Source organism: Streptomyces sp. NPDC005808, from assembly GCF_042871385.1.
Classification (GTDB): domain Bacteria; phylum Actinomycetota; class Actinomycetes; order Streptomycetales; family Streptomycetaceae; genus Streptomyces.
Map to the genome: position 1 here is coordinate 98,738 of NZ_JBIAIK010000021.1, position 15,575 is coordinate 114,312.

Annotated in this window: 11 protein-coding genes; 7 read left to right on the forward strand and 4 right to left on the reverse strand. The window is 72.2% G+C overall.

All coding sequences use genetic code 11. The features are described 5' to 3' along the window. Positions 1-88: 88 nt before the first annotated feature. Positions 89-1,204 (forward strand): aminopeptidase P family protein, encoded by a 1,116-nt coding sequence (locus ACFYPC_RS33520; protein WP_391890620.1) that lies wholly within the window; start codon positions 89-91, stop codon positions 1,202-1,204. Between the two features lie 83 nt (positions 1,205-1,287). Further along, positions 1,288-2,223 (forward strand): aminoglycoside phosphotransferase family protein, encoded by a 936-nt coding sequence (locus ACFYPC_RS33525; RefSeq protein WP_391890623.1) that lies wholly within the window; start codon positions 1,288-1,290, stop codon positions 2,221-2,223. Positions 2,224-2,385: 162 nt separating this feature from the next. Here ACFYPC_RS33525 and treZ read toward each other — a convergent pair whose 3' ends face one another. Further along, positions 2,386-4,131 carry a malto-oligosyltrehalose trehalohydrolase gene (treZ, locus tag ACFYPC_RS33530; protein WP_391890626.1) on the reverse strand — a complete coding sequence of 582 codons (1,746 nt, stop codon included), beginning with the start codon at positions 4,129-4,131 and terminating at the stop codon, positions 2,386-2,388. 220 nt (positions 4,132-4,351) lie between these two features. Here treZ and ACFYPC_RS33535 point away from each other — a divergent pair, with 220 nt between their 5' ends. The 3 genes from ACFYPC_RS33535 (at position 4,352) to ACFYPC_RS33545 (ending at position 6,933) form a co-directional block, all read left to right on the forward strand. Further along, positions 4,352-4,903 (forward strand): FHA domain-containing protein, encoded by a 552-nt coding sequence (locus ACFYPC_RS33535; RefSeq protein WP_391890628.1) that lies wholly within the window; start codon positions 4,352-4,354, stop codon positions 4,901-4,903. A 186-nt stretch (positions 4,904-5,089) separates the two neighbouring features. After that, entirely contained in the window at positions 5,090-6,457 is a 1,368-nt protein-coding gene (locus ACFYPC_RS33540) for a M14 family zinc carboxypeptidase (RefSeq protein ID WP_391890631.1), read from the forward strand. Then, complete coding sequence (locus ACFYPC_RS33545) at positions 6,454-6,933, forward strand: SSI family serine proteinase inhibitor (RefSeq protein ID WP_391890634.1); 480 nt, start codon at positions 6,454-6,456, stop codon at positions 6,931-6,933. The genes ACFYPC_RS33540 and ACFYPC_RS33545 overlap by 4 nt, the downstream gene beginning before the upstream one ends. Before the next feature lie 4 nt (positions 6,934-6,937). Here ACFYPC_RS33545 and ACFYPC_RS33550 read toward each other — a convergent pair whose 3' ends face one another. Beyond that, entirely contained in the window at positions 6,938-8,188 is a 1,251-nt protein-coding gene (locus ACFYPC_RS33550) for a M14 family zinc carboxypeptidase (RefSeq protein ID WP_391890637.1), read from the reverse strand. Between the two features lie 346 nt (positions 8,189-8,534). Between ACFYPC_RS33550 and ACFYPC_RS33555 the strand changes: the two genes are divergently transcribed. After that, a complete protein-coding gene (locus ACFYPC_RS33555) occupies positions 8,535-9,857 on the forward strand; it encodes a cytochrome P450 (protein ID WP_391890656.1) in 1,323 nt (440 codons plus the stop codon). On the opposite strand, the gene treY is transcribed toward ACFYPC_RS33555, so the two are convergent. Both treY and glgX read right to left on the reverse strand, forming a co-directional pair. Further along, a complete protein-coding gene (gene treY, locus ACFYPC_RS33560; RefSeq protein ID WP_391890660.1) occupies positions 9,817-12,231 on the reverse strand; it encodes a malto-oligosyltrehalose synthase in 2,415 nt (804 codons plus the stop codon). The genes ACFYPC_RS33555 and treY overlap by 41 nt on opposite strands. Positions 12,232-12,414: 183 nt before the next feature. Then, on the reverse strand, positions 12,415-14,523 hold the full coding sequence (gene glgX, locus ACFYPC_RS33565) for a glycogen debranching protein GlgX (protein WP_391890663.1): 2,109 nt from the start codon (positions 14,521-14,523) through the stop codon (positions 12,415-12,417). 179 nt (positions 14,524-14,702) lie between these two features. On the opposite strand from glgX, the gene ACFYPC_RS33570 reads away from it, so the two are divergent. Next, on the forward strand, positions 14,703-15,512 hold the full coding sequence (locus ACFYPC_RS33570; RefSeq protein WP_391890666.1) for a Tat pathway signal sequence domain protein: 810 nt from the start codon (positions 14,703-14,705) through the stop codon (positions 15,510-15,512). Positions 15,513-15,575 lie beyond the last annotated feature (63 nt).

The following is a 15,575-nucleotide window of genomic DNA, read 5'->3' on the forward strand; positions in this document are numbered from 1 at the left end:
CGGCGGTAACCGGCTCGCGCCCGTCCCGTCGGAGGGGCAGGATGCTGCCCGTAGCCCCCTGAGGAACCCGGGACAGACGGAGGCATGGATGACCGGCACGCCCGCGCCCTTCACCGTCGGTGACTACGAGGCCCGTATGCGGCGCACGACCGAGGCCGCCGCCGACGCAGGGCTGGACGGCGTCCTGGTCGCGCCGGGGCCCGATCTGGTGTGGCTGACCGGCTACCGGCCCGTGGAGACCGAACGGCTCACCGTGCTGGTGCTCCGCCCCGGCCGGGATCCCGTCCTGGTCGTGCCCACCCTGGAGGCTCCGGACGCGGCAGCGGCGGCCCCCGCGCTGACTCTCCGTGACTGGACCGACGGCAAGGACCCCTACGAGGCGACCGGCGACCTCCTGGCGGGCTCCGGTAGCTTCGGCGTCAGCGACAACACCTGGGCCCTCCACCTGCTCGGCCTCCAGCAGCGGCTGCCGGACACGGGCTACGTCGCCCTCACCGAGGCCCTGCCGATGCTGCGGGGTGTCAAGGACGCGGCGGAACTGGACCGGCTCGCGGCCGCCGGCGCCGCCGCGGACGCGACGTACGAGGAGATCCGGAAGGTTCCCTTCGCAGGCCGCCGGGAGATGGACGTGGCCGCCGATGTCGCCGCCCTGCTGCGACAGTTCGGGCACTCCCAGGTCGACTTCACCATCGTCGCCTCCGGGCCCAACGGAGCCAACCCGCACCACGAGGCCGGCGACCGCGTCATCGAACGCGGCGACATGGTCGTCCTCGACTTCGGCGGCCTCAAGCACGGCTACGGCTCCGACACCTCCCGCACCGTCCACGTCGGTGAACCGGACGACGAGGAGCGCAAGGTGCACGACATCGTGCGCGAGGCCCAGGAGGCGGGCTTCCGGGCGGTGCGGCCCGGTGCCGCCTGCCAGGACGTCGACCGGGCGGCCCGCGCCGTCATCACCGACGCCGGGTACGGCGAGTACTTCATCCACCGCACCGGGCACGGCATCGGCGTCACCACGCACGAGCCGCCCTACATGATCGAGGGCGAGGAGCAGCCGCTCGTCCCCGGAATGTGCTTCTCCGTGGAGCCCGGCATCTATCTGCCCGGCCGTTTCGGAGTGCGCATCGAGGACATCGTGACCGTGACCGACGACGGCGGACGCCGCCTCAACACCACCTCTCGCGAGCTGGTGATCGTCGACTGACCACCACCTCCACTCGCCCGACCCGACCCGACCCGACCCGACCCGTCCGGCACCCCACATCCCCGAACGACAGCGGCGCGACCATGACCCAGGCACCGACACCGACCGCGGACACCGTCCGCCGACTGGTCCGTTCCCTGCTCACCGACGCCCCCACGGCGGGCCCGGGACCCGACGTGCGGCCCGTCGCCGAGGACGAGGACGGCGAACACTCCACCTGGTGGGTCGGTACGCGCCATGTGCTGCGGCTCGCCCCGGACCGCGAGGCCTCCGCTCGCCGGCGCCGCGAACTGCGACTGCGCGATCTGATCCGCCCGTACGTCGGGGTCGCGGTCCCGGTGAGCGTCGCGCACGGCGAGTGGGCCGCCGGCCTCGGCTACACCCTGGACACCAGACTGGCCGGCGTCACCAGTGAGGAACAGGGCGTCTCCGCCATCGGCGAGGCCGACCTCGCCGCGCTGCTCACCGGGCTGCGCGAGGTGCCCGTACGCCAGGCGGAGGCACTCGGCGTTCCGCGCACCGCGCCACGCTCCCTGGAGGCGCTGCGGACGGCCGCCGAAGGGGCCGCCGAACAGCTCGCCACCGCCGACGAGTTCGACCCCGCCCGGTTCGCCCAGCTCACCGCGGCTGCCGCCGTCCAGCTCACCGGACAGCCCGGAGCAGCCGTCCTCGTGCACCACGGCCTCAGGGGCGAACACCTCGTAGTCAGCGCCGAGGGCCGGGTGCGCGGCGTCCTCGACTGGACGGACGCGGTGCTCGGCGACCCCACCGAGGACATCGCGGGGCTCGCCATCGCCGTAGGCGCCCCCGCGGCCGTACGCGCCGCCACCCTCGCCGGGTACGGCGCCCGCCCCTGTCTGCGCGGCCTGTGGCTGGCCCGCTGCGACACCGTGATCCGTCTCGCCGACCGCCTCCAGGGGCGCGGCAACAGCCCCGTGACCCTCCTGCGTACGCAGCTGCGCCGCGCCTGGGAGGCGATCCTGCTGGAACGGGTCACGGAACTGACGGGCGACGACTGAGCCGCTACCGGCTCGCCAGTGCCTCACTGGGCCGTCACCGGCTCGCCAGTGCCTCACTGGGCCGTCACCGGCTCGCCAGTGCCTCACTGGGCCGTCACCGGCTCTCCAGAGCCTCACTGGGCCGTCACCGGCTCCCCACAGCCTCACTGGGCTGCCGCCGGCTCATCCCTGCCGCAGCACCACGCATGACTCGCCCGGCACGCTCAGTACTCCGTCCTCGTCCGGCGCCCGGACCGGCTCCCAGGCGGCCAGCACGCGCGCGTTGCGGACGCCGAGGGGGATGGTCGCGGTCTCCTTGCCGAGGTTCACGGCCACCCGGACGTCACCGCGCCGCAGGGCGAGCCAGCGGCCCTCCTCGTCGTAGGCGACCTTCACCGCGGCGAGGTCGGGGTCCGAGAGGTCTGCCTGCTGTCGGCGCAGGGTGATCAGGTCGCGGTACCAGGCCAGTACGCGCGCGTGGAGGGCCTTTTCGGGCTCCGACCAGTCCAGACAGGAGCGGTCCCGGGTGGCCGGGTCCTGCGGGTCCGGAACATCCTCCTCGGCCCAGCCGTGCGCCGCGAACTCCCGGCGCCTGCCCCGCCGTACGGCCTCGGCGAGCTCGGTATCGGTGTGGTCGGTGAAGAACTGCCACGGCGTGCCCGCCGCCCACTCCTCGCCCATGAACAGCATCGGCGTGAAGGGCCCGGTGAGCGTCAGCGCGGCGGCGCAGGCCAGCAGACCGGGGGAGAGGGAGGCCGACAGCCTGTCTCCCTGGGCGCGGTTGCCGATCTGGTCGTGGGTCTGCGTATAGCCGACCAGGCGGTGCGCCGAGACGCGCGTACGGTCGAGCGGGCGGCCGTGGGACCGCCCGCGGAAGCTCGAGTACGTGCCGTCGTGGAAGAAGCCGGACGTCAGCGTCTTCGCGAGCGCCGGGAGTGGGGCACGCGCGAAGTCCCCGTAGTAGCCCTGCGCCTCACCCGTCAGCGCGGTGTGCAGCGCGTGGTGGAAGTCGTCGTTCCACTGCGCGTGCAGTCCGAGGCCGCCCTCCTCGCGGGAGGTGATGAGCCGGGGGTCGTTGAGATCCGATTCGGCGATCAGGAAGAGCGGCCGGCCCAGATCGGCGGCGAGGCCGTCCACGGCCGTCGACAGCTCCTCCAGGAAGTGCAGCGCGCGCGTGTCCCGCAGCGCGTGCACCGCGTCAAGACGCAACCCGTCCAGCCGGTAGTCGCGCAGCCACGCCAGCGCGCTGCCGACCAGATAGGCGCGCACCTCGTCCGAGCCGGGCGCGTCCAGGTTCACCGCCGATCCCCAGGGCGTCTGGTGGGTGTCCGTGAAGTAAGGGCCGAACGCGGGAAGGTAGTTGCCCGACGGACCGAGGTGGTTGTGCACGACGTCGAGGACGATGCCCAGGCCCAGTTCGTGCGCCCGGTCGACAAAGCGCTTCAGCGCCTCCGGGCCGCCGTACGGCTCGTGCACGGCCCAGAGCGACACACCCTCGTATCCCCATCCGTGCCGCCCCGGGAAGGGGCACAGCGGCATCAACTCGACGTGGGTCACACCCAGTTCCCGGAGATGGCCGAGCCGCTCGGCGGCCGCGTCCAGCGTGCCCTCACGGGTGTATGTCCCCACGTGCAGCTCGTACAGGACCGCGCCCGGCAGCGGACGGCCCGCCCAGGGCGCGCGCCAGTCGTAGCGCTCCGGGTCGACCACCGCGCTCAGCCCGTCGGGGCCGTCCGGCTGTCGCCGCGAGCGGGGATCGGGCAGCACGGGGCCGTCGTCCAGCGCGAAGCCGTACCGCGTCCCGTCCCGCGCCTCCGCGTCACCCGCCCACCAACCCGCACGCTCCGGATCGCGCTCCAACGCGCCCGTGGCGCCCTCGCAGTGGAGTGTCACCCGCTCGGCCTGCGGTGCCCACACCTCGAACCGCACAGACGTTGCCCCCTTGTCCGCTCACCGTGATCTGCTTTGTGATCTGCTTTGTGATCTGCATTCCGTGACGTAGCTCGTACATGGTGCTTGACGCGAGATCAATTCGCTTTCGAATCTCCCGTTTTGCCGCGTGTCCGCCACCGCGAACGGTCCGGTCGGCCGCAGCGGCCGTTTCCGTGTGTTCTGGACACCCCGCCCGCGCTGCCCGACAATCACCAACGTGACGTCGTCCTTCGAGTTCCACACGTACCCCGCGCGGCTGTCCGACGCGGAGCGCGACCGGGCGCTGAAGGCGCTCCGTGACGGCGCCGCCCTCGGGCGGCTCTCGCACGACACGTTCATCCGGCGTATGGAGCTGGCGCTCACCGCCCGGAGGTCCGACGAACTGGCCGTGCTCACCGCCGACCTGCCCACCGAGAACCGCTGGTCGAAGGTGGTGTTCGGCACCGTCGAGGCGGTCTCCGGCTTCTCCGTAAGGGTGCGCAGGGCCTGGCAGGCGGAGAAGCTCCCGAAGCTGCTGCTGCCGCACCCCGCGGGCATGTACCCGCTGCGGATCGGACGAGACCCCGCCAGCGGCCTGCGGCTCAACCACGAGACGGTGTCCCGGGTGCACGCCGAGCTGAGCCGGCAGGGCGGCCTGTGGGTCCTGCGCGACCTCGGCTCGACCAACGGCACGACCGTCAACGGGCGGCGCGTCATCGGCGCCGCCGTCGTCCGGGACGGCGACCAGATCGGCTTCGGACGGATGACGTTCCGGCTTGCGTCGGACTGATGGTTCGGGAGGCCGCCGACCCTCGCGGCCGACTCGCATCCGGCATGGCGGCTGACTGGCCTCTGGCATGGGTTTCCCACACCGTTTTCCTCGACTCTCCTTACCTTCCATGGTGTTGACGTACCCCTAGAGGCGTGACTGACTGTGCGTACACCATGCACATCAGGTGAACCGACGGCACCACATATGTGGAGGTGCGCCCTGCCGCCGCTCCCTCGCTACCCGACCGTGGACGAGCTGGGAGCCCGTGCGGCCGCCCTCGTCGCCCGTCATCCTCGCGACGCCCGCCTGCGCCGAGTGGGCACGTCACGGGCGGGAACACCCCTGTGGCTCCTGTCCGTCGGGCACGGCAGCCGGCAGGCCCTCGTCGTCGCCGGGCCGCACGCCAACGAACCCGTGGGCGGTGCCACGGTCCTGCGGCTGGCCGAACGGGCGCTCGCCGACCCCCGGTTGTGCGAGGGCGCGGACGCCACCTGGAACCTGCTGCTCTGCCTCGACCCCGACGGCGCCCGCCGCAACGAGGCCTGGCTGTCAGGCCCGTACACCCTCGGCAACTACTTCAGGCACTTCTTCCGGCCCGGCTTCCTGGAGCAGCCCGAGTGGCTGCCCGAGGGCGCGGACGGGGCGACCCTGCCCGAGACCCGTGCCCTCCTCGACCTCCAGGACGAACTGCGGCCCTTTCTGCAGTGCTCCCTGCACGGCGTCGACGTGGGCGGCGCCTTCCTCGAACTCACCCGTGAGCTGCCCGGCATCGCGCAGCGCGTCGCGCGCACCGCGAACCGCCTCGGCATCCCGCGCGAACTCGGCCCGTACGACACCCTGTACTGGCCGACGCTGGGACCCGCCGTCTACCGCATCCCGCCGCCGCGCCGAGGAGACCTGGCAGCCGCCATCACCGAGGCCGCGGTCGAGTCCACCTGGTTCCACCCCCACCCGTACGGCACCGTGACAGCGGTCGTCGAAGCCCCCATGTGGGGCGTGGCCGCAGTGGAGGACCCCACACCGCCCGCCGACGCCGACGCCGCGCTGCGCACCGTCAGCCACACGTTGCGCGACGACACCCGGCTCCTGGAAGAAATCCTCGCGCGCGTGCGTCCCCTTCTCGGCTGCTCCCCGGACGTGGCCCGCCTCCTCGCCCCCGTGGACGACTATTTACTGGTCGGCCCAGGTCTCGCCGACTCGTGGGATCCCGACCTGCGCCAAGGTGGAACGCGCCCTCTGCCGCCCCTCACCGTCGCCCGCCTCACCGCCCTGCGGCTCGCCGGACGCCGTGTCGCCCTGCGCACCGCCGGGCTGCTGCACCAACTCGTGACCGCTTCGGGACACGATCCGCGCGGAGTGCTGCCGGAGCTCGACCGGCTGATCGACGAGTGGTGCGCCGACTACCGGGACGGCTGTGGCGCGCGCTGGATCCCGGTCGCACGGCAGGTCGAGTACCAGGCGCGCGTGGTGCTCGCCGTGTTCGACCTCGCGGAGCGGGACGCGCGCGTGCGGTCCCGTTCGGGTGAGACAGGGTGGGGTTCGCCGGCCGCCGTGCCGATGCATCGGGAATGACGAAAACCACTCAGGCGGTACGGGGCGGCCTGCTCGCGGCGGTCGCCCTCCTCACCGTGGGCGCGGCCCCGGCGGCCCCGGCTCAGGTGACGCCGCAGCAGACCGTCCCGGGCAACTGGCTGTACCTCACGGTCGGCAGCGGCGATGCCCGCTCCAGCGACACACACGGCACGCTCCTGCTCTGCGACCCGCCCCAGGGGCACGCCCACGCGGCACAGGCATGCGAGGAACTCCGCGCCGCCGAAGGGGACATCACCCGGATCCCGGTCAGGGCCGACGTCCTCTGCCCCATGGTCTACGCACCGGTCACCGCCTCCGCGCGTGGCGAGTGGAACGGCCGACGGACCGAGTACACCCGCACCTTCTCGAACAGCTGCATGATGGGAGTCGAGACGGGCTCGGTGTTCGCCCTCGGGGATCCCGGGCGCGTCGGAGGCATCGGAGGCATCGGCGGCTCCGGCGGCTTCGCGGGCTGATTCCTCAGGCCGAGGCGTCGCGCGCGTGGCGGGCGGCCGCGATCACCGTACGGGCCTGGTGCTCGACCTGGTGGTCCAGCGGAACCCAGCGGGCCCGGAAGCGGTCCGCGAAGGCGCCGCTCCAGGCGGCGACGAGCCGTTCGAGGTGCGGCGCCTCGCGGTCACCGGTCTCCCTGAGAACCCGCAGCAGCATCGCGGCGGCCCGCAGCGGAAGCCGGCGCCCGAACGCGTCGACACTGCCGACGTACGCCATGGTCGTGTCGGGAGGCGGTGTCCGTACCCAGTCGTCGGCCAGGCCCGGCACCAGTTCCAGCGCCCACTTGGCGGCGCGCAGCAGCGGCCCGTCGGGGCCCCGCAGCCGCGGCAGCGCCTCGGTGAGTACCGCCTCCACCTGGAGCGTGTCCCGCAGCAGCCTGCGCGCCAGCCGGCGCATCGCCGCCGCGGGGGCCGGGTGCGGTGTCGGGTCGTCCACCAGGTCGCTGGCCCACATCGGCACCTCGACGACCGCGGTGAGACCGCCGTACCGGTGGGCGTGGTACCAGGTGCTGTGCCGTGCGTCGTCGGGCATGCTCGGGTACGCCGGGTCCAGGCCGGGAGCCGGCATCACATGCACCCCGGGCCCGGAGGCGGGCCAGCCCGCGGCGTCCGACGCGGCCGTCTCCACCGGGATGTGCAGTTCCGCCGCGGACTTGGCGAACGGCTCCGCGAGTCCGGGGACGTCCTTGGTCAACTGCACCCAGCTGCCGCCCAGATCGGTGCCGTGCAGGCTGACCTGGAGGTAGGGCCGCACCTCGTCGATGACCCGGATGAGGGCGCGGGTCTCGGGCGGCAGCCGGTCGGGCGGCAGGACGGACGGGGACCACTCCGGCTGCTCGGGCCCGGCCGGGCGGAAGAAGCCGAGGTGGTAGTCGAGCAGCGTCCGCGGCGCCGGCGTCACATGCAGGCTCGCCCCGTCCGGGTCCGCGCAGAGCAGGAAGTGCCAGGAGGTGTCGGCCCGCAACTCCCGGTCGTGCATGACCTGTTCGGCCACTGCAAGCACGGTCGAACCGCCGGTCGGTTCGTTCGCGTGGGCGCCCGCCACGACCAGGACGCCGCGTGGGGCATGGCCCATGGACAGCAGATGGAGAGGTCTGCCCCCGCGTGAGACGCCGACCTGCCTGAGCGCGCACAGGCCGGGCCGGTGAGCCGCCAACGCCCTTGCGGACGAGACGATTTCGGTCACGGTGGGGTAGCGCAACTCCGGCAGGAGACTCACCCCCGACTTGTCTGCCCTGCGTCGCTTTCCGCAGTACTCCACGGACTGAGTGAACTGTCAAGGAGACGGAGGGGCGGCTCCAGGGGGCGCCAAAAGGCATTTACCGCTGGCGGGGGGTGTGTACCGACAGGAGGTGAATCCGGTGTGCACCGACAGGAGGCGAATCCGGTGTGGATGCAGGTTTCGACCGGCGAGTGTCAGGAAACGGCCGGCCGACCGCGTCGGGCCGGGCAGGGGCACCGAGTTCACTCGTATGGGTGTACGAGGCCTGCGGTCCGGGCGTCGCGGTGGTCGGCTGGGAGCAATCGCGCGGTCCAGCGCGCAGACCCCAGTCGGGAGGCCGGCGGTGCTGTGTCCCCACGGTCCTCCCGGTCGTTCCGGCTTTTCCGGGCACCACGGATTTCCCGGTCTGCCGGGCCTTCCCGGCGAAGGCGCACCGGCGTCCCACCCGCCGGGGACGCCGTCGGCTCCTGGTACCGGGACTGCGCACCGGAACCCTTGGCCGGGGAACTCGTCCGCGCTGCTGGGTCTGTGGCCGGGGAACTCGTCCGCGCTGCTGGGCCTGTGGCCGGAGAACCCACCGGCGTCCCCGAGCCTCCTCGCCGACGGCACCGCGCACGACCCCTACCCGCTGTACCGCGTCCTCCGCGAGCGCCACCCCCTCGTGTACGACGAGCTGTTCGGCGCCTGGCTGGTCAGCAGGTACGCCGATGTGCGCGCGGCCCTCGCGGACCCGCGGCTCGTCGCGATGCCGCCCGGACGCACCCTGGCCCACCTGGAAGGCGGCACGCACAGTGCCCACCGGGCAGTTGTCTCCCCGGCGTTCCGCGGGGCCGCGCTGGCCGCCCTGACCGCCGGTGTCGCACGCACGGCGTTCGTCCTCGCCCGCCGCCTGGCCGCCCGTCAGGAGGCCGATCTCGTCACCGAGTTCTGCCAGTGGCTGCCCACCGCGGCGGCCGTCGCCGCGCTCGGGCTGCCGTACGAGGACACCGCGCGCGTGCATGAGTGGTGCCGAACGGGCCTTGACCATCTCGGCGGCCACCACCCGGAGATCGACGCCTTCCTGCGCCCGTACATCGCCCGCCGCCGCGCTCACCCGGGTCCCGACCTGCTGTCGGCGCTGTGCACGGCGCGGGCCGGCGGACGACCGCTGTCGGACGAGGTCGTGGCGGGTCTGGCGGGGTCCCTCCTCGGCGCGGGCGGTGAGGCGACCGCACGGGGCCTCGCGTCGTTCCTCGCCAACCTCCTCGACCACCCGGGCCAGTTGGCTGTCGTCCGCGTCCGTCCCGCGCTCGCGGCCGGTGCCTGGGCCGAGTCGCTGCGCCGCGATCCGCCGCTGCACGTGGTGCTGCGGCGGGCCCTCGAGCCGGTCGGCGCGATACCCGTGGGCGCCACGGTGGCGTGTCTGGTGGGCTCCGCGGGCCGGGACCCCGCACGGTTCGCCGACCCGGACCGCTACGACGCCTTCCGCACCGACCCCGGACAGCTCGCCCACGGCTCCGGACGGCACTTCTGCCCCGGCGCCCTGCTCGCCCGGCTCACCGCGGAACACGGCCTGCGCGCCCTGCTGACGGTCCTGCCGGACCTCCGGTGGGTACCGGGCTTCCGGCCCACCTCGCAGGGCCTGATCAGCCGCTCACCGCGGAGCCTTCCGGTGCGCCTGCGCTGACCCGTTCCAGCAGCACCACGGGCAACTGCTCGAAAAGCTCGGCCACGCGCGCGTGCCCCGTGAACTCCCGCCCAGGGGAAAGCACATCGGTCCACCGGCCCTCGGGGAGCGGGAGCACGGTGTCCCGCCAGCCGCCCGCTTCCGCCAGCCGCAGGGACAGCCGGGTGACGGCCGTGACCACCTCCCCGGAGCGTACGAACGCCACACAGTGCGCGGCACCGGGGCCCTGTGCCGTCAGCGGTGCGTACGTCGCCGAGTCGCCGAAGACAGCCGGGCGCCGCCCGCGCAGCCGCAGGGCCCCCGTGGTCAGCGCGGTCTTCGCCGACACCTGTTCCTGCGGCGCGAAGGGCCGCCGGTTGTCCGGGTCCACCAGCGCCAGATACTCGCCCTCGGTGCCCTGGTAGACGTCCGGCACCCCCGGCATCGTCAGATGGACCAGAGCGGCCCCCAGGACGTTCGCCCGCACATGGGGCGCGAGGGTGGCCCGGAAGTCGGCCACGCGCCGCCCGGACGCCCCGCACGGCCCCTCCGCGACGAACGCCGCCACCGCGTCCTCGTACGCGGGATCCTGCTCGGTCCAGGCGGTGTGCAGTCCGGCCTCCCGGATGTGCTTCAACAGGGCTCCCTGGACCCGCTCAGTGTCCGCGGGGCCGAGTCCGAACACCGTCTGCCACGCGGCCCACGCCACCTGCGGGTCGGGCACGCCGCCGCCGTCGCGGGTCACCTCGGCCAGGACGTCCGCCCACTGTTCTGGGCACTCGGTGAGCACGGAGAGGGCGGCGCGGACGTCGGCGCTGCGTTTCGTGTCGTGCGTGGACAGGGCGGTTCCGGTGGCGGGCCAGTCGCGCTGCACGCGCGCGCAGTAGGCGTGGAAGTCTTCCGGGGACACGGCCGGGCTCCCGGGATTCCCGCCCACCTCGTTCGCCGACAGCTGCGGCACATAGCGGTAGAACGCGGTGTCCTCCATGGACTTGGCCCGCAGCGCGGACGAGGTCTGCGCGAACCGGGCCCGGAACTCGGCCTGCCCGGGCCCGTCACCGGCCCGCCCGAGCACCAGGTCCCGTACGACGTCCACGGCATGCGCCTCCTCGGGCACCGTGAAGACCGCCCGGGCCTCGGCGGCGGCTCCCTCGGTGATCACCAGGGCGGCGTCAGAGGAGGGGTAGGGCCGGTACACCTCAAGCCGGACGAGGAGTTCCCGCAGCGCGGTGGCCAGCGCCCAGGTGGCGTGGTCGCGCAGCGCCGGGTCCGGAGAGGCGGCGCACAGCCGGCTCGCCTCGCGCGTGAGGCGGTCGGCCTCCGTGGCCAGCTCGTGCGTGACCACCTTGTACGCCGCCCGGCGCACCGTCGCCTCCCAGTGGCCGCCACGGTCGCTCTGAGGGGCCGCGAAACGCCGGTACTGGCCGAGGAGGTCACCGGCGCCCGCCGGGTCCGTGAAGAGGCCGTCGACATGCCGCAGTGCGTCGTAGCCGGTGGTGCCCGCGACAGGCCACGCCGCGGGCAGCGGCTCGCCGTCCGCGAGGATCTTCTCGACCACCGTCCAGCGCCCGCCGGTCGCCTCGTGCAGTTGGCGAAGGTACTCGTCCGGGTCCGCGAGGCCGTCCGGGTGGTCGACGCGCAGCCCGTCCACCACGCCCTCGTCGAGCAGCTCCAGGATCTTCGCGTGGGTCGCCGCGAACACCTCCGGGTCCTCGACACGCACTCCGATGAGCTCCGAAATGCTGAAGAACCGGCGGTAGTTGAGCTCGGTGCGGGCCAGCCGCCACCACACCGGGCGATACCACTGCGCGTCGAGCAGCTGCGGCAGGGGCAGGTTCGCGGTGCCCTCGCGCAGCGGGAACACGTGGTCGTAGTAGCGCAGGACGTCACCGTCCACCTTCAGATGGCCGGTCTCCGTGCCGAGCCGGCCTCCGAGCACCGGCAGCAGCAGCTGCCCGCCCTGGGCGTCCCAGTCGATGTCGAACCAGCGCGCGTAGGGCGACCGGGGCCCCTCGCGCAGCACCTCCCACAGGGGGTGGTTGTGACGTGGAGACATCGCCATGTGGTTCGGCACGATGTCCACGACCAGACCGAGACCGTGTTCCCGCGCGGTGCGCGCCAGGGAGCGCAGGCCGTCCTCCCCGCCCAGTTCGTCCCGCACGCGCGCGTGGTCCACCACGTCGTAGCCGTGCGTGGAGCCCGGGACCGACTCCAGGACGGGGGAGAGGTGCAGATGGGAGACGCCGAGCGAGGCCAGATACGGCACGGCCGCCTCGGCGGCCCCGAAGGGGAACTCCGGCTGGAGCTGCAACCGGTACGTGGCGGTCGGCACGACGGGAACCACGGGCTCGGCCCCGGGCCCGGGAGCCGCCGGTTCTGGACGCTCAGGTGTCATGGAGACCTACGTACCCGCCCTGCCGCATTTCGTGTCATCGACGCACGCAAACGGGCACGCGCGCGCGTGCCCCGAAGGACTCTCCACGCGCGCGTGCCCGCGGGCGACCTGCGAATCACCCCCGCGTCGGCGGGAAGCAACTCGCCACGCGCGCGTGCCCGCGGGGACCGGCAACGCGACCGTCTAGGCCGGCCGCTGCAGCACCGCCATGCTCCGGTCGACCAGTGTCAGCCGGTCGCCGGCCTCGACCTTCGCGCCCGTTCCCGGCGCCACTCCCCCGGGAAGTGCCGTGTCGACGATCACCTGCCACTGGCGCCCGTGGTTGACCGGCACCACGAACTCCAGGGACTGCGGCGAGGCGTTGAACATCAGCAGGAAGGAGTCGTCGGTGATGCGCTCCCCGCGTGGGCCGGGTTCGGAGATCGCGTTGCCGTTGAGGAAGACGGACAGAGCGCGGGCCTGCGCCGATCCCCAGTCGCGCTCGGTCATCTCGCCGCCCTCCGGGGTGAACCACGCGATGTCGGACAGCTCGTCGTGCGTGCCCTGGACGGGGCGCCCGTGGAAGAACCTGCGGCGCCGGAAGACCGGGTGGTCGCGCCGCAGCCACACCATCGCGCGCGTGAACTCCAGCAGCTCGCCGCCTTCCTCCGGCCAGGGCACCCAGCACAGCTCGCTGTCCTGGCAGTACCCGTTGTTGTTGCCGCGCTGGGTACGCGCGAACTCGTCGCCATGGCTGAGCATCGGCACGCCCTGGGAGAGCATCAGCGTGGCGACGTAGTTGCGCCTCTGGCGTGCCCGCAGGGCCAGGACCGACTCGTCGTCGGTCTCGCCCTCGACACCGCAGTTCCAGGACCGGTTGTGGCTCTCGCCGTCGCGGTTGTCCTCGCCGTTGGCGTGGTTGTGCTTGTTGTTGTAGGAGACGAGGTCGTTCAGCGTGAAGCCGTCGTGGCACGTCACGAAGTTGATGGACGCGAGGGGGCGGCGGCCGTCGTCCTGGTAGAGGTCGGAGGAGCCCGTCAGGCGGGACGCGAACTCGGCCAGCGTGCGGGGCTCGCCGCGCCACATGTCCCGTACGGTGTCGCGGTACTTGCCGTTCCACTCGGTCCACAGCGGCGGGAAGTTGCCCACCTGGTAGCCGCCCTCGCCGACGTCCCACGGCTCGGCGATCAGCTTCACCTGGGAGACCACCGGGTCCTGCTGGACCAGGTCGAAGAACGACGACAGCCGGTCCACCTCGTGGAACTGCCTCGCCAGGGTGGCCGCGAGGTCGAAGCGGAACCCGTCGACGTGCATCTCGGTGACCCAGTAGCGCAGTGAGTCCATGATCAGCTGGAGCACGTGCGGGGAGCGCATCAGCAAGGAGTTGCCGGTGCCCGTGGTGTCCGTGTAGTAGCGCTGGTCCTCCGCGAGGCGGTAGTACGAGGCGTTGTCGAGGCCCCTGAAGGACAGCGTCGGACCCAGGTGGTTGCCCTCGGCCGTGTGGTTGTAGACGACGTCCAGGATGACCTCGATGCCGGCCTCGTGCAGTGCCCGGACCGCCGACTTGAACTCCAGGACCTGCTGGCCGCGGTCGCCCCAGGAGGCGTACGCGTTGTGCGGGGCGAAGAAGCCGATCGTGTTGTAGCCCCAGTAGTTGTTGAGGCCCATGTCCACCAGACGGTGGTCGTTCACGAACTGGTGTACGGGCATCAGTTCCAGCGCGGTGACACCCAGTTTGGTCAGGTGTTCGATGATCGCGGGGTGGGCGAGCGCCGCGTACGTGCCGCGCAGTTCCTCGGGCAGCTCCGGGTGCTGCATGGTGAGACCCTTCACATGGGCCTCGTAGAGCACCGTGTGGTGGTACTCGGTGCGCGGCGGCCGGTCGTCGCCCCAGTCGAAGTACGGGTTGACCACCACCGACGTCATGGTGTGCGGCGCCGAGTCCAGGTCGTTGCGCTTGTCGGGCTCCCCGAAGTGGTAGCCGTACACCTCCTCGCCCCACTCGACCGCACCGCTGATGGCGCGCGCGTACGGATCGAGCAGCAGTTTCGCGGAATTGACGCGCTGCCCCTGCCCGGGCGCGTACCGCCCGTGCGCACGGAAGCCGTAGCGCTGTCCGGGCATGATGCCGGGCAGATAGGCGTGCCGCACGAACGCGTCGCTCTCGCGCAGCTCCACCGCGGTCTCCGAGCCGTCGTCGTGCAGCAGACACAGCTCTATACGGTCGGCGGCCTCCGAGAAGACCGCGAAGTTGGTACCGGCACCGTCGTACGTGGCGCCGAGTGGATATGCCTCTCCAGGCCAGACCTGCATGGATATGACTCTTCCAGTAGTGCTGTGCCCCGCAGGGCTGCTCCGAGCCGAGTCTCCCCGAAAGTGGCGGAACCTCCTATGACTTACGTCCCTCTTACCCAATGACCAGGCATACGTCGTGTGCCGCACCAGTGGGGCTCGAAAACACTCCTGGACGGACCAGGGGAGTAGGGGGACATGTGCGCAGGACAGTGCGCCGCCATCTGGGCAAGGTGGTGGCGGGTACGGCCGTCGCGGTGGCCGGAACAGCGGTGATGATCGGTATCACGCTGCCGGGCTCGGCGGGGGCCGACGACTCGGGGGGAAGCGGTGCGAGCGGTCGGACCGTACAGGAGACGGGGCAGCAGGAGCAGGCGGCCGTGCAGCCGGGTGTCGTCGAGCAGGTGCCGGACGAGGGTGACGAGGGCATCGGCCGCGACCCGCTGACCGACGACGAGACCGAGCGGGTCGAGCGCATCGCGCTGAACCAGCAGCTGCTCAGGTCCGCCGAGGACGTGGAAGGGGACCGCGGCCCGCAGCGGATCGGCGTCGACCTCGCCGAACCGGCTGAAAATGAACTGGACGACGCGAACGCGCCGCGCCGTGCCGAGGTCCGGTTCTACGACTACAAGGACGACACGCTGGTCACCAAGACCGTCAATATCGACACCGGCGAGGTCGAGCGGACCGGCACCCAGCACGGTGTCCAGCCGCCCATCAGCGGCGACGAGATGACCGAAGCCGCCCAACTGCTCATCGCCGACCCGCTCGGTTCGGGCCTCAAGGCCGACTACCGGGACGCCACGGGGAAGGAACTCACCTCCCCTGACCAGCTGATCCTCAACAGCATGGTCTTCCGCGCGGCCCCGGGCGCCCGGCCCGCCGCGCTCGCGGACTGCGGCACGCACCGCTGTGTGCGGCTCTTCCCGAAGGTCAGGAACGGCCCCTGGATCGACACCCGTGACCTGGTGATCGACCTGAGCGCCCGCAGGGCCGTCAAGCTCGGCTAGCCGGCGCCGCCACCAGCTCATTTCTCCCACTCACCTCCTTTCTCCCACTCACCTCCTTTTCTG

Bases quoted from the DNA above. Each gene is read 5' to 3' on its own strand.
- ACFYPC_RS33520 (WP_391890620.1), top strand. From the start codon at position 89: ATGACCGGCACGCCCGCGCCCTTCACCGTCGGTGACTACGAGGCCCGT.
- ACFYPC_RS33525 (WP_391890623.1), top strand. From the start codon at position 1,288: ATGACCCAGGCACCGACACCGACCGCGGACACCGTCCGCCGACTGGTC.
- ACFYPC_RS33540 (WP_391890631.1), top strand. From the start codon at position 5,090: ATGTGGAGGTGCGCCCTGCCGCCGCTCCCTCGCTACCCGACCGTGGAC.
- ACFYPC_RS33545 (WP_391890634.1), top strand. From the start codon at position 6,454: ATGACGAAAACCACTCAGGCGGTACGGGGCGGCCTGCTCGCGGCGGTC.
- treY (WP_391890660.1), bottom strand. From the start codon at position 12,231: ATGACACCTGAGCGTCCAGAACCGGCGGCTCCCGGGCCCGGGGCCGAG.
- glgX (WP_391890663.1), bottom strand. From the start codon at position 14,523: ATGCAGGTCTGGCCTGGAGAGGCATATCCACTCGGCGCCACGTACGAC.